The sequence below is a fragment of the Streptomyces sp. JH34 genome (assembly GCF_029428875.1).
GTDB lineage: Bacteria > Actinomycetota > Actinomycetes > Streptomycetales > Streptomycetaceae > Streptomyces.
In genome coordinates this window covers 1840144-1852698 of record NZ_JAJSOO010000001.1, presented here as the reverse complement: position 1 = coordinate 1852698, position 12555 = coordinate 1840144, and the positions used below count along the sequence as shown (strand labels likewise).

General features: G+C 71.3%; 12 protein-coding genes. 9 read left to right on the top strand and 3 right to left on the bottom strand.

What is annotated here, in order from left to right:
• The first annotated feature begins 11 nt into the window (after positions 1 to 11).
• The 3 genes from LWJ43_RS07970 to LWJ43_RS32875 are packed head-to-tail and all read left to right on the top strand — an operon-like array spanning position 12 to position 641.
• A complete protein-coding gene (locus LWJ43_RS07970) occupies positions 12 to 248 on the top strand; it encodes a hypothetical protein (RefSeq protein WP_277331598.1) in 237 nt (78 codons plus the stop codon).
• A gap of 55 nt (positions 249 to 303) precedes the next feature.
• Positions 304 to 465 (top strand): barstar family protein, encoded by a 162-nt coding sequence (locus LWJ43_RS32880; RefSeq protein ID WP_346771980.1) that lies wholly within the window; start codon positions 304 to 306, stop codon positions 463 to 465.
• The gene (locus LWJ43_RS32875; protein WP_346771979.1) at positions 462 to 641 is read left to right on the top strand and encodes a hypothetical protein; all 180 of its coding nucleotides are present in this window, start codon (positions 462 to 464) and stop codon (positions 639 to 641) included. Before LWJ43_RS32880 ends, LWJ43_RS32875 begins: the two co-directional genes overlap by 4 nt.
• A 138-nt stretch (positions 642 to 779) precedes the next feature.
• On the opposite strand, the gene LWJ43_RS07960 is transcribed toward LWJ43_RS32875, so the two are convergent.
• A complete protein-coding gene (locus tag LWJ43_RS07960; protein ID WP_277331597.1) occupies positions 780 to 1586 on the bottom strand; it encodes an Fpg/Nei family DNA glycosylase in 807 nt (268 codons plus the stop codon).
• 120 nt (positions 1587 to 1706) lie between these two features.
• On the bottom strand, positions 1707 to 6419 hold the full coding sequence (locus LWJ43_RS07955) for an Lhr family helicase (RefSeq protein WP_277331596.1): 4713 nt from the start codon (positions 6417 to 6419) through the stop codon (positions 1707 to 1709).
• Between the two features lie 101 nt (positions 6420 to 6520).
• Here LWJ43_RS07955 and LWJ43_RS07950 point away from each other — a divergent pair, with 101 nt between their 5' ends.
• From LWJ43_RS07950 to LWJ43_RS07940, 3 genes are read left to right on the top strand one after another with little or no spacing between them, the layout of a single operon-like run.
• Positions 6521 to 7384, top strand: coding sequence for an AraC family transcriptional regulator (locus LWJ43_RS07950; protein ID WP_277331595.1), 864 nt, complete (start codon positions 6521 to 6523; stop codon positions 7382 to 7384).
• Positions 7385 to 7394: 10 nt separating this feature from the next.
• Entirely contained in the window at positions 7395 to 8174 is a 780-nt protein-coding gene (locus tag LWJ43_RS07945; protein WP_277331594.1) for an AzlC family ABC transporter permease, read from the top strand.
• The gene (locus LWJ43_RS07940) at positions 8171 to 8476 is read left to right on the top strand and encodes an AzlD domain-containing protein (RefSeq protein WP_277331593.1); all 306 of its coding nucleotides are present in this window, start codon (positions 8171 to 8173) and stop codon (positions 8474 to 8476) included. The genes LWJ43_RS07945 and LWJ43_RS07940 overlap by 4 nt, the downstream gene beginning before the upstream one ends.
• Before the next feature lie 10 nt (positions 8477 to 8486).
• On the opposite strand, the gene LWJ43_RS07935 is transcribed toward LWJ43_RS07940, so the two are convergent.
• Positions 8487 to 9401, bottom strand: a complete 915-nt coding sequence (locus LWJ43_RS07935; protein ID WP_277331592.1) for a hypothetical protein — start codon at positions 9399 to 9401, stop codon at positions 8487 to 8489.
• A gap of 79 nt (positions 9402 to 9480) precedes the next feature.
• On the opposite strand from LWJ43_RS07935, the gene LWJ43_RS07930 reads away from it, so the two are divergent.
• The 3 genes from LWJ43_RS07930 to recA all read left to right on the top strand — a co-directional run bounded on the left by LWJ43_RS07930 (position 9481) and on the right by recA (position 12555).
• Complete coding sequence (locus LWJ43_RS07930) at positions 9481 to 9675, top strand: DUF3046 domain-containing protein (protein ID WP_031099352.1); 195 nt, start codon at positions 9481 to 9483, stop codon at positions 9673 to 9675.
• Positions 9676 to 9901: 226 nt separating this feature from the next.
• Entirely contained in the window at positions 9902 to 11035 is a 1134-nt protein-coding gene (locus LWJ43_RS07925) for an AI-2E family transporter (protein WP_277335834.1), read from the top strand.
• 389 nt (positions 11036 to 11424) lie between these two features.
• Positions 11425 to 12555: a recombinase RecA gene (recA, locus tag LWJ43_RS07920; protein ID WP_277331591.1), complete on the top strand. Its 1131-nt coding sequence runs from the start codon at positions 11425 to 11427 to the stop codon at positions 12553 to 12555.

Below are 12555 nucleotides of genomic sequence, written 5' to 3'. Positions count from 1 at the left end.
AGGAGGCAGCCATGGTGCGGCGGTGGGTGCCGGTGCTCGTCCTCGGTGGCGTGTGGTGGTGGGCGGTGCTGCGACTGCTCCTGGAGCCGGAACACGCTGGACTCGTCGAGGGTGCGGTGGCGGCCGGGGGATGGGGGCTGAGCCTCCTGCCGGTGCACGTGGCCGCCGCGGTGCGGCCGGAGCGCTCTGCCGACGGGTCCGGGGAGACCGCCGGGTCCGGCGAGGACCGGACGGACATATCGACCTAGAGACTGTCTCTTCGACCGGTGATTGCCTCGTGGTGGGGCTGGTTGGTCTGCTGCGATGACGGATAGCGAGCCGGTCGTTGAACCGCGCGGGCGGCTGATCAAGACACTGGACGACTTCTGGGACGCGGTGAGCGAGCCGTGCGGGCTGCCGGAGTGGTTCGGCCGGAACCTGGACGCCGGTCGGACGCGATCGAGACCCGGGGCGTCTCTGGGGTGATCGACAGCCACGACATCCTGATCGCGCATGTCGACCAGCGGTCTCTCTTCGGCGGGGACCGGCGGGAGGCCGATGCCCTGGCCGGCATCTTTGACGGAGAGCAGAGCCATCTCGTCGTGCATGGGGCTGACCTGACGAACCCTGCGGCCGCCTTGCTCAGCGCCGAACCCATATGAGGGTGGCGGGCACGGTGGAGCGCGGCCCACCCAAGAGCCACGCTCTTCAGGCCTCAGGGGCGGGTCATGGCGGGCTCGTGTACCCCGGCTCCGTGTCCGGCGGATGCCGGTCGGCGCCTTCGTGCGGATGCGAGGCTCTCAGCCGGTGGGACCGGACTGGCAGTGCGGGCACCAGTAGGTGGGACGGTCGTCGCGATCCGCCTTACGGATGGGGGTGCGGCACCGCAGACAGGGGCGTCCGGCCCTTCCGTAGACGAACAGACGCTCCGTGGGGCGCCTGCGTGACATGACGGGGGTGGCTCCGGTCGTGGTCCGCACAGGACGGTCGCGATTGGCCTCCAGCAGTTGCTTGGCCGTGCTGACCAGGCGGGTGGCGATGGGGAGGGACACCTCGCCCACCGGGAGCCACGGCGTCGCACGGGCCATGAAGCAGAGCTCACACATGAAGACGTTGCCGATGCCCGCCAGATTGCGCTGGTCCAGAAGCGCGTCCCCGACGCGGCGCCCGGGATCGGCGAGCAGATTGCGCAGAGCGGTGTCCGGGTCCCAGTCGGGCCCGAGCAGATCCGGTCCGAGGTGGCCGACCACCTGCTCCTCGTCCTCGGTGCGGATGAGTTCCAGGACGGGCAGCCGGTAGCCGACGGCGGTGTGCTCCGCGGTGGCGAGCACGGCTCGGATCTGGTGGTTCGGGCCGCCTCGCCAGCGCTCGCCGTGGTCGTACACGCGCCAGGCGCCCTCCATGCGGAGATGGCTGTGGAGGGTGAGGCCGCCCTCGAAACGGGTGAGCAGGTGCTTACCGCGCGCAGTGACGCCCAGCACCTCCCGGCCGGTCAGATCGGCTGTCGCGAACCGGGGGACCCGCAGGTCGGAGACGGTCAGCACCCCGCCGCCGAGCGCGGAGTCGAGACGCCGGGCGGTCTGGAGGACCGTGTCACCTTCAGGCATGCATCCATCATGCGCGGTCACTGCGGTCACTGCGGTCACTGCGGTCACTGCGGTCACCGCGGTCACTGCCGTCATGGCGGTCACTGCGGTGCGGGGCTGTGGCCGCGAGCCGAGCCGTTCTCAGGCGCGCAGCCGCAGACCTCGCGGCGTGGCGAGGAAGCCGGCGGCCTCCAAGGTCCTGCCGAGGGGGGAAGTGAGGGAGGAGGCGCCGTTGGTGCGCTCCACCGTGACCGTGCCGAGCGTGCCCGCGCGTGCTGCCGAAGCGAGCGCGTCGGCGGCCGCGCGGAGTGCCGGGTCGGCCGGGTCGGTGGGCCACGCGAGAAGGGATTTGCCGCCGCGTTCCATGTAGAGCGTCAGTTCGCCGTCCACCAGGACCACCAGCGCGCCCGCCTTCCGGCCGGGCTTGTGTCCCGCACCGTCCGGTGACTCGGGCCAGGGCAGAGCCGCACCGTAGGCGTTGGCGGGGTCGGCCGCCGCGAGGACCAGGGCCCGGGGCGCAGCTCCCGGGTCGGCCCGGTCGCGCGCGGTGGAGGCCGCCCTGAGGCGGTCCACCGCACCGTCCATGGAGAACTGCGCGGCGCCGAGTCCTTCGACGACGTAGCCACGGCGGGCCTGCCCGCTGTCCTCGAAGGCCGCGAGAACACGGTAGACCGCCGAGAAGCCGCCCTCGACACCCTCGGCCTGCACCGCGCCCCGGGTCACCACGCCATGGCGGTCGAGGAGCGTCCGGGCCAGGGCGTGTGCGCGATGGGTGGGATCGGGCTCGGCCTGGGGCAGCAGCGACCATCGTCCCGACACGGTCGGCGGACCGGTCCGGGAGGTCGGGCGGGCGGCCGCCGTCAGCGAGCCGTAACGGCCGCGCGGAACATTGCGCCTCGCGCGGTGCGCGGTGGATCCCGCAGTGCGCCCCGAGCCGAGGAGTGAACGCAAGGGGGCGAGCGTGTCGTTGGTGAGACGGCCGGACCAGACCAGATCCCAAAAAGCGTCGGCCAGCTGCGGATCGGTGCAGTCCGGGTGGGTAGTGGCCCGGACCTGATCGGCGATCTGCCGGAAGAAGAGGCCGTACCCGCCGGAAAGCGCGGTGAGAACCGATTCGTGCAGCGCGGTCTTCTCCAGCGGGTGAGGCGGCGGGAGCAGCAGCGGCGCACTGTCCGCCAGGTAGACGGAGATCCAGCCGTCCTTTCCCGCCAGGGCCCCCGCCCCGGCCCAGACGACCTCGCCGGTGGTCGTGAGCTCGTCGAGCATGGCGGGGGTGTATCCCCCGACGCGGCTCGGCAGGATCAGCTTCTCGAGGGCGGACGCGGGAACAGGTGAGCCCTGCAACTGCTCGATGGCGCGTGCCAGTCCGTCGATCCCGCGCAGGCTGTTGTCGCCGAGGTGCTGCCACTGGGGCAGGAAGCCGGCGAGCGCCGCGGGCGGGACCGGCTCCAGCTCCTGGCGGAGCGCGGCGAGCGACCGGCGGCGAAGCCGTCGCAGGACCGTGGCATCGCACCACTCCTGGCCGATACCGGCCGGGTGGAACTCCCCCTGGACCACACGGCCCGACGCGGCGAGCCGCTGAAGTGCCCCGTCCGTGACGGCGATGCCGAGGCCGAAGCGGCTCGCGGCCTGTGTGCTGGTGAACGGGCCGTGCGTACGGGCGTAGCGGGCGAGGAGATCGCCGAGGGGGTCCTTGACCGGCTCGGTGAACGCTTCGGGGACGCCTACCGGAAGCGCGGTGCCGAGTGCGTCGCGCAGCCGGCCCGCGTCCTCCACGGCTGCCCAGTGAGCCGTCCCGCCGATGCGGACCTGGATGGCGCGTCGCGACGTCTCCAACTCCGGGGCCCAGGGGGCGTCCGCGCCGCGCTCCGACAGTTCGGCGGCGGTGAGGGGGCCGAGTACGCGCAGCAGATCGGCGACGCCCTCGACGTCCTTGATCTTCCTGTCGTCCGTCAGCCACTGGAGTTCACGCTCCAGTTCGCCGAGGACGTCGGCGTCGAGCAGCTCGCGCAGCTCCGCCTGGCCGAGCAGCTCCGCCAGGAGGTGGGAGTCGAGCGAGAGGGCTGCCGCCCGTCTCTCAGCGAGGGGCGAGTCGCCCTCGTACAGGAACTGGGCGACGTATCCGAACAGGAGCGAGCGGGCGAAGGGTGACGGCTCGGGCGTGGTCACCTCGACCAGGCGCACCCGGCGGGCCTCCAGATCGCCCATCAGCTCGGTGAGTCCGGGCACGTCGAAGACGTCCTGGAGGCATTCGCGGACCGCTTCGAGGACGATCGGGAACGAGCCGAACTCGGATGCCACCTGGAGCAGTTGAGAGGCGCGCTGACGCTGTTGCCACAGCGGGGTCCGCTTGCCGGGGCTCCGCCGGGGCAACAGCAGGGCACGCGCGGCGCACTCGCGGAACCGGGAGGCGAACAGGGCCGATCCGCCGACCTGTTCGGTGACGACCTGGCTGATCTCTCCCTTGTCGAACACCACGTCGGCGGCCGCGACGGGAGGCTGATCGTTGTCGTACCCCGCGGCGGGGAATCCCGGGCCGGTGTCGCCCCGCCCCGCCTCCCCGCCTGTCCCGGCCGCGTCCGCCTGGACCGGGTCGAAGTCGAGGAGGTCGAGCCCCATCAGATCGGCGTCCGGAAGCCGCAGAACGATGCCGTCGTCGGCGTGCATCACCTGGGCGTCCATTCCGTACCGCTCGCTGAGCCGGGCGGACAGGGCGAGCGCCCACGGGGCGTGCACCTGGGCGCCGAACGGTGAATGCACCACGACCCGCCAGTCGCCCAGCTCGTCGCGGAACCTCTCGACGAGGACGGTCCGGTCGTCCGGGACATGGCCGCAGGCCCGGCGCTGCTCGTCGAGGTAGGACAGGATGTTGTCCGCGGCCCAGGCGTCGAGCCCGGCCGTGAGCAGCCGCAGCCTGGCGTCCTCGGGGGACAGCCCCCCGAGCTCACGGAGGAACGCGCCCAGCGCGCGGCCCAGCTCCAGCGGCCGGCCCAGTTGGTCGCCCTTCCAGAACGGCAGGCGGCCCGGGACACCGGGGGCGGGCGAGACGAGCACACGGTCCCTCGTGATGTCCTCGATCCGCCAGGACGTGGTGCCCAGGGTGAAGACATCGCCGACCCGGGACTCGTAGACCATCTCCTCGTCCAGCTCACCGACGCGTCCGCCGCCCTTCTTGGGGTCCGCGCCGGCCAGGAAGACACCGAAGAGCCCGCGGTCTGGGATGGTGCCGCCCGAGGTGACGGCGAGCCGCTGGGCACCGGGGCGGCCCGTGACCGTGCCGGTGACGCGGTCCCACACCACGCGGGGCCGCAACTCCGCGAAGGCGTCGGACGGATAGCGCCCGGCGAGCATGTCGAGCACCGCTGTGAACGCGGACTCGGGGAGTGAGGCGAAGGGAGCGGCCCGGCGTGCCAGGGCGAGCAGGTCGTCGGCCTGCCAGCTGTCGAGTGCGACCGTGGCGACGATCTGCTGGGCGAGCACGTCCAAGGGGTTGGACGGGATCCGCAGAGCCTCGATGGCGCCCTCGCGCATCCGCTCGGTGACGACGGCCGCCTGCACCAGGTCGCCCCGGTACTTGGGGAAGACCACGCCGGTGGAGACGGCGCCGACCTGGTGTCCGGCGCGTCCCACCCGCTGCAGCCCCGACGCCACGGACGGCGGTGACTCGACCTGGATCACCAGGTCGACCGCGCCCATGTCGATTCCCAGCTCCAGGCTGGACGTGGCGACCACGGCGGGCAGCCGGCCCGCCTTCAGGTCCTCCTCGACCTGGGAGCGCTGCTCCTTGGAGACCGAGCCGTGATGCGCGCGGGCGAGGACCGGCGGAGCCCCTTTCGCCGCCCCGGACTGCGCCATGATCTCGGCGGGGGAGTGGGCCTCGGGCAGGGGCCCGCCGGTGCCCGGCTCCTCCTCGAACGCGGCGCCGGTCGCCCGCTCGTAGGCGATCTCGTTCAGCCGGTTGCACAGACGCTCCGCCAGCCGCCGTGAGTTGGCGAAGACGATCGTGGAGCGGTGGGACTGGACGAGATCGGCGATCCGCTCCTCGACATGCGGCCAGATCGACGGCTTCTCCGCCTGGCCGCCCTCGTCACCCGTGGCAGGGGAGCCGCTCAGCTCGCCCAGATCCTCCACCGGGACCACGACGGAGAGGTCGAATTCCTTGGCGGACGGGGGCTGGACGACCTCCACCTTCCGCTGCGGCGACAGGAACCGCGCGACCTCGTCGACCGGGCGGACCGTGGCCGACAGCCCGATACGCCGTGCGGGACGCGGCAACAACTCGTCCAGGCGCTCGAGGGACACGGCCAGATGGGCGCCGCGCTTGGTGCCCGCGACGGCGTGCACCTCGTCCACGATCACCGTCTCCACCCCGGCCAGCGCGTCCCGGGCCGAGGAGGTGAGCATCAGGAACAGCGATTCGGGGGTGGTGATCAGGATGTCCGGGGGCTTCGTCGCCATCGAACGGCGCTCGGCAGGAGGGGTGTCCCCGGAACGGATCCCCACCCGTACCTCGGGCTCGGGCAGACCCAGGCGCACCGACTCCTGACGGATCCCGGTCAGTGGCGACCGCAGATTCCGCTCCACGTCCACGGCGAGCGCCTTCATCGGTGACACGTACAGCACGCGACAGCGCTTCTTCGCCTCGGCGGGCGGCGGGACGGCAGCCAGCCGGTCGAGCGAGGCCATGAACGCGGCCAGTGTCTTGCCCGAACCGGTCGGTGCGACGACCAGCACGTCCGAACCCTCGCCGATGGCCCGCCAGGCCCCCTCCTGCGCCGCGGTGGGCGCGTCGAAGGCGCCCGCGAACCAGCTGCGGGTCGCGGGCGAGAACGAATCGAGTGCGGAACCTGCCATGCCCCCCATCGTGCACCCCACCACCGACAACGGCCGGTGGACGTGCCCGCCGCTCACCTCCACGGACTTCCCGCACTGCCTGGACCTGCGAGAATACGAATATGCCGGAGGTGGACACGACACAGGAGTGGGCGAGGCACTGGCAGTACACGGAGCTGCCCCAGCTCGATCTGCTGCGCGCCCGCTATGTCGGCCACACCTTTCCGCGCCACAGCCACGAGGGCTTCGTGTTCGGCTCGGTCTCCAGAGGTGTGGAGGACGTGGGCCTCCCCGGCGGCACCGTGCACGCCGGCCCCGGCACCGTGGTCATGATCAACCCGGAGGTGCCGCACAGCGCCCGCGCCGGAGTGGCCGAGGGATGGGTGTACGCCACGCTCTACCCGTCCGCCCAGGTGGTCAACGACATCGCGGCCGACCTGACGAGCCTCCGCGGGACGGTCGCATTCACCGAGACCTGCGTGCGGGACCCGTTCGCCGCCCGGCTGATCACCGAGGTCCACCGGGCGGCCGAGGAGGGCAACGCCCTGGCCGCCGACAGCGTCCTGCGCGTCCTGGTGGCCGGGCTGCTCGACCGCCACGGCAGTGTGCTGCCGACCAGGACCTCGCACCGCGCCGGTGCCCGCGACGCCCTACGCGCCCGGGCGGCGCTGGAGGAACGGATGGAGCGCCCGCCCACCCTGGAAGCACTCGCCACGGAACTGGGGACCAGCCCCTTCGCGCTGCTGCGCGCCTTCAAGAAGGAGTACGGGATGCCCCCGCACACCTGGCTCACCGACGCCCGCGTGCGGCGTGCGCGGCGCATGCTCGACGCGGGGACCGCCCCCGCCGAGGCGGCGGCCGCCGTCGGCTTCACCGACCAGCCCCACCTCAACCGTCACTTCACCCGGATCGTCGGGGTGACTCCGGGGGCCTACCGGCGCGAGCGTGCAAGAACGTACAAGACCGGCGGGGGCACCTCGACGTAGCGTCTCGGGCGTGGCAGAACAGACAGCATCCCCTCAGAGCACCGGCGCCCTCGGGACGCCGGGCGCCGGCACCGAGAAGCCGGACGCCGCCGTCGTCCGGGACGCCCTCGGCGTGGGCACAGCCGTGGGTCTCTCCGGATTCGCCTTCGGCGTGACCTCGGCAGGCTCCGGACTCACCCTTCTCCAGACCTGCGCGTTGAGCCTCCTCGTCTTCACCGGCGCCTCGCAGTTCGCCCTCGTCGGCGCCCTCGCGGCCGGCGGCAACCCCTACACCGCCGCGGCCGGGGCGTTCTTCCTGGGCGTCCGCAACGCCTTCTACGGGCTCCGGCTGTCGCAGCTCCTCGCCCTGCCACGCGTACTGCGCCCCTTCGCCGCCCAGTGGGTCATCGACGAGACGACCGCCGTCACCCTGCCCCAGCCCACCAGGCGTGCCGCACGCATCGGGTTCACCGTCACCGGGCTCACTCTCTACGCCCTGTGGAACCTGACCACGCTCGTCGGAGCGCTCGGGGCGGAGGCGCTCGGCGACACGGATGCCTGGGGGCTGGACGCCGCGAGCCCCGCCGTGTTCCTCGCCCTGCTCGCACCGATGCTGAAGAGCACCACGGAGCGCGTCACAGCGGGGCTCGCGGTCCTGCTGGCGCTGGGCCTCCTGCCGGTGCTGCCGGCGGGCGCGCCCGTGCTCGCCTCCGCGCTGGCGGCGCCGGTCGTCCTCTTCCTCAAGGGCCGCGGCCGGAGCTCCACGGACCGAACCGTCACCGAAGGCACGACGCCCACGGAGGGCCGATGAACATCTGGATCGCCATCGGGCTCACCGCCGTGGGCTGCTACCTCGCCAAGCTCCTGGGACTCCTGGTCCCCGCCGGAGTCCTGGAACGCCCCCTCGTGCAGCGGATGGCGGCGCTCCTGCCGGTGGCCCTGCTCGCCGCCCTCACGGCCCAGCAGACCTTCGGCGCCGGACAGCATCTGGTCCTGGACGCCCGAGCGGCAGGGCTCGCCGCGGCCGCACTCGCCCTCGTCCTGCGGGCTCCCTTCCTGGTCGTCGTCGGTGCCGCCGTGGGGGTCACCGCCCTCGCGCGGGCGCTGCTCTGATCCGGACGCGTCAGAGCGGTCCGCGACCGTGGTCCCTGAGGGTCCGCAGGGCTTTCAGCGTCTCGATCGGGCGGCCCTCCAGGGCCGTTCCGGGCGCCCACTGACGCCAGTTGACCGGCCAGCCACCGTCCTCCTGCTGTTCGGACTCCAGATGGTCCAGAGACCTCTGCAGCTCACCGTCACTGAACCACCGCCGGGCGAGCGATCCGGGCGTGCGTGCGTAGTCGTGCGGGAAATGGTGCTCCCCCGGGGCATAACCAGGGGCCACCGGGTATTCCCTGCGGCGCTGCGGGTCGAGCACCACCAGCCTCTGCTCCCGCACCAGTTGTCCGAGTCGGTCGGCGGCCGCCTCGGCACGTGACCGGTCCGGGACGCCGTCGAGGAACGCGACCGCCGCCTCGATCTCGTACGGGTGGGACTGCTCCAAGGCGTCGACGGCTGCCCAGCAGAAGTCGGTGGCCCGGAAGAGCCAGGCGTGCCACACCTGATTGCGGTGCAGGAGCCCGACCACAGGTCCGGTCGCGAGGAGTTCGGCGGGTGGGTCGTCCACGACGGGGATGAAGGGGGCCGCGGGATATCCGCGCTGGGACGGAAGGAGCGCGGGCAGGGCGCCCTCCTTGGTCGACACGTCCGTCAGATAGCGGCAGATCCGCTCCACGCGCAGACCGTCGCAGCGGCCGATCGAATCGAGGACGCTCAGCGCGTGAGCGGTGTGCAGCGGCTGGCTCACAGGGCCGCGAAGATCGGGTTCGAGAGCGTGACCGTAGCCGCCGTCCTCGTTCAGATGGGCGGCGAGTGCGGTCTCGACGGCGTCCGCGCCCCCTCCCAGGAAGAGATGGGCGAACCGCCGCTGCTCGAGAACGCGTGCGGTGAGCCAGATGAACTGCTCGGCGCGGGCAAGGGAATGTGCTCCGGTTCCAGCCATGGACCGACCGTAGAGGGGAAAACGCCGACGGCAGGGGCTCCCGGCCCGGCTGCACTCTCAGGAGCGGGATACTGGGGTCATGCGGTTGACGATTTTCTGGGAACGGATGGCGGATCACTTCGGCGAGACGTATGCCGACTCCTTCGCGCGCGATCACGTCATGGCGGAGCTCGGCGGCCGCACGGTGCACGAGGCCCTCGCCGCGGGCTGGGAGGCCAAGGACGTCTGGCGCGGGGTCTGCTCGGCGGTGGGCGTACCCCCCGACAGGCGCTGAGCGGCGGGGTACCGCCACACCGGTACGAGCGTGTCACCTGGTCACGCCGGGCGACGGGGCCGCTCGCGGCGGGCGCCGCCGGGCCGGGCGGCCGGCTGTCACCGCGGTGAGCGAAACTTGTCCCGTGGCACTGACAGACGAGACCGCCCAGACCCAGCCGCCCGCCTCGCCGCCCGTCCCGCCGGCCGCACCACCCGGTCCGCCGCACGGCGCCGGCCCCGTCCGCATGCCCGGCTGGCTGCCGCGCGCGATGGTCCTCGCCCTGGCGCTCTACGGGTGCTTCCAGCTGGGCAGCTGGGCCTTCTACCAGCTCATCGGTCTGCTGACCAATGTCCTCATCGCCTTCTTCCTCGCGCTGGCCATCGAGCCTGCCGTCAGCCGCATGGCAGGGCGCGGGATACGCAGGGGCCTCGCCACCTTCCTGGTCTTCATCGCCGTGCTGATCGCCGGTATCGGCTTCGTCGTCCTGCTCGGCTCGATGCTCGCCGGCCAGATCGTCGACATGGTCGAGGAGTTCCCCAAGTACCTCGACTCGGTGATCAACTGGGTCAACCAGACCTTCCACACGGAGCTCTCCCGAGTCGAGGTGCAGGACAGCCTGCTGCACTCCGACTGGCTCCAGAGATACGTGCAGAACAGTGCGACCGGCGTGCTCGACGTCTCCACCACCGTGCTGGGCGGGCTGTTCCGGCTGCTGATGATCTTCCTGTTCTCCTTCTACTTCGCCGCCGACGGCCCCCGGCTGCGGCGTGCGCTGTGCTCCGTGCTGCCGCCGTCCCGCCAGGCCGAGGTCCTGCGCGCCTGGGAGATCGCGGTCGACAAGACCGGTGGCTACATCTATTCGCGCGGCCTGATGGCGCTGTTCTCCGGCGTGGCGCACTACATCCTGCTGGTGTCCCTCGGCGTGCCCTACGCCCCCGCGCTCGCGGTCTGGGTCGGTCTCGTCTCGCAGTTCATCCCCACGATCGGCACGTATCTGGCGGGTGCTCTGCCCATGCTGATCGCCTTCACGGTCGACCCCTGGTACGCGCTGTGGGTGCTCGGTTTCGTCGTGGTCTACCAGCAGTTCGAGAACTACGCACTGCAGCCGAAGCTCACGTCCAAGACGGTCGACATCCACCCGGCGGTCGCCTTCGGCTCGGTGGTCGCGGGTACCGCGCTGATGGGCGCAGTCGGGGCACTGATCGCCATCCCGGCCGTCGCGACGCTCCAGGCGTTCCTGGGTGCCTACGTGAAGCGGTACGAGGTGACGGACGACCCGAGGGTCCAGGGCGGTCACCGCTGGCGCCGTGGCGAGCCGGTGCTGTCCAGGATCCGCCGCGCGGCGCGTGGCCGCGGGGCGGGGGACGACGCGCGGTAGCCGGTCCGCGAGTGTTTCGCGGCCGTGGGGGCAGGGGTGTGCCTACGACACGGCGTGTCTACGGCACCCTTTCCACCCTTCATCCTCGCGCATTCCTCTGATATGTCCGCATATCACCTGAAACTAGAATGAGGTCTGTCATGGCTCGTCGAGTGCGTCGAACTCGTCGATCCTGACGGTCATGAGCCGCGGCGGCCGTCGGCGCCGGTCCGGCGTGGTGTGCTTGACACCGAAATCGAACATCCATTCTTATGGAATTCCGGCCGGGTTTTGCCGGGCCCGACCGTGGAGTTGTCCACAGGCCGGGAGGACGTCGAGGCCCATTGTCAGTGGCAGGGGTTAGCGTCTGTGACGTGAAGCGATCGACTCAAGCAAATCGGGTGGAACCCATGGCAGGAACCGACCGCGAGAAGGCGCTGGACGCCGCGCTCGCACAGATTGAACGGCAATTCGGCAAGGGCGCGGTGATGCGCCTCGGTGAGCGGCCGAACGAGCCGATCGAGGTGATCCCCACCGGGTCGACCGCGCTCGACGTGGCGCTCGGCGTCGGCGGTCTGCCGCGCGGCCGTGTGGTGGAGGTGTACGGACCGGAGTCCTCCGGTAAGACGACGCTGACGCTGCACGCCGTGGCGAACGCGCAGCGGCTCGGCGGTTCCGTGGCGTTCATCGACGCGGAGCACGCCCTCGACCCGGAGTACGCGAAGAAGCTCGGCGTCGACATCGACAGCCTCATCCTCTCGCAGCCTGACAACGGTGAGCAGGCCCTGGAGATCGTGGACATGCTGGTCCGCTCCGGTGCGCTGGACCTGATCGTCATCGACTCCGTCGCGGCCCTGGTGCCCCGTGCGGAGATCGAGGGGGAGATGGGTGACTCGCACGTGGGTCTGCAGGCGCGTCTGATGAGCCAGGCGCTCCGTAAGATCACCAGTGCGCTGAACCAGTCCAAGACCACCGCGATCTTCATCAACCAGCTCCGCGAGAAGATCGGGGTCATGTTCGGCTCCCCGGAGACCACGACCGGTGGCCGGGCACTGAAGTTCTACGCCTCGGTGCGTCTGGACATCCGTCGGATCGAGACGCTGAAGGACGGCACCGACGCCGTGGGTAACCGCACCCGCGTCAAGGTCGTGAAGAACAAGGTGGCGCCCCCCTTCAAGCAGGCCGAGTTCGACATCCTCTACGGCCAGGGCATCAGCCGCGAGGGCGGTCTGATCGACATGGGCGTGGAGCACGGCTTCGTACGCAAGGCCGGCGCCTGGTACACGTACGAGGGCGACCAGCTCGGCCAGGGCAAGGAGAACGCCCGCAACTTCCTCAAGGACAACCCCGACCTCGCCAACGAGATCGAGAGGAAGATCCTGGAGAAGCTCGGCGTCGGCGTCCGTCCCGAGGACCCGGCGGCGGAGCCCGCGGCCGATGCCGCGGTCACCGCGGGTGCCCCGGCCGATGCCGCGGCCAAGTCGGTGCCGGCTCCCGCGACCAAGGCCAAGACCGCCAAGGCCGCAGCGGCCAAGAGCTAG

What these genes read in the sequence shown, in the direction of transcription:
- LWJ43_RS07955 (WP_277331596.1), bottom strand. Translation starts at nt 6,419, where the DNA reads ATGGCAGGTTCCGCACTCGATTCGTTCTCGCCCGCGACCCGCAGCTGG.
- LWJ43_RS07940 (WP_277331593.1), top strand. Translation starts at nt 8,171, where the DNA reads ATGAACATCTGGATCGCCATCGGGCTCACCGCCGTGGGCTGCTACCTC.
- LWJ43_RS07930 (WP_031099352.1), top strand. Translation starts at nt 9,481, where the DNA reads ATGCGGTTGACGATTTTCTGGGAACGGATGGCGGATCACTTCGGCGAG.
- recA (WP_277331591.1), top strand. Translation starts at nt 11,425, where the DNA reads ATGGCAGGAACCGACCGCGAGAAGGCGCTGGACGCCGCGCTCGCACAG.
- LWJ43_RS07925 (WP_277335834.1), top strand. Translation starts at nt 9,902, where the DNA reads ATGCCCGGCTGGCTGCCGCGCGCGATGGTCCTCGCCCTGGCGCTCTAC.
- LWJ43_RS07960 (WP_277331597.1), bottom strand. Translation starts at nt 1,586, where the DNA reads ATGCCTGAAGGTGACACGGTCCTCCAGACCGCCCGGCGTCTCGACTCC.
- LWJ43_RS07935 (WP_277331592.1), bottom strand. Translation starts at nt 9,401, where the DNA reads ATGGCTGGAACCGGAGCACATTCCCTTGCCCGCGCCGAGCAGTTCATC.
- LWJ43_RS32880 (WP_346771980.1), top strand. Translation starts at nt 304, where the DNA reads ATGACGGATAGCGAGCCGGTCGTTGAACCGCGCGGGCGGCTGATCAAG.
- LWJ43_RS07970 (WP_277331598.1), top strand. Translation starts at nt 12, where the DNA reads ATGGTGCGGCGGTGGGTGCCGGTGCTCGTCCTCGGTGGCGTGTGGTGG.
- LWJ43_RS07950 (WP_277331595.1), top strand. Translation starts at nt 6,521, where the DNA reads ATGCCGGAGGTGGACACGACACAGGAGTGGGCGAGGCACTGGCAGTAC.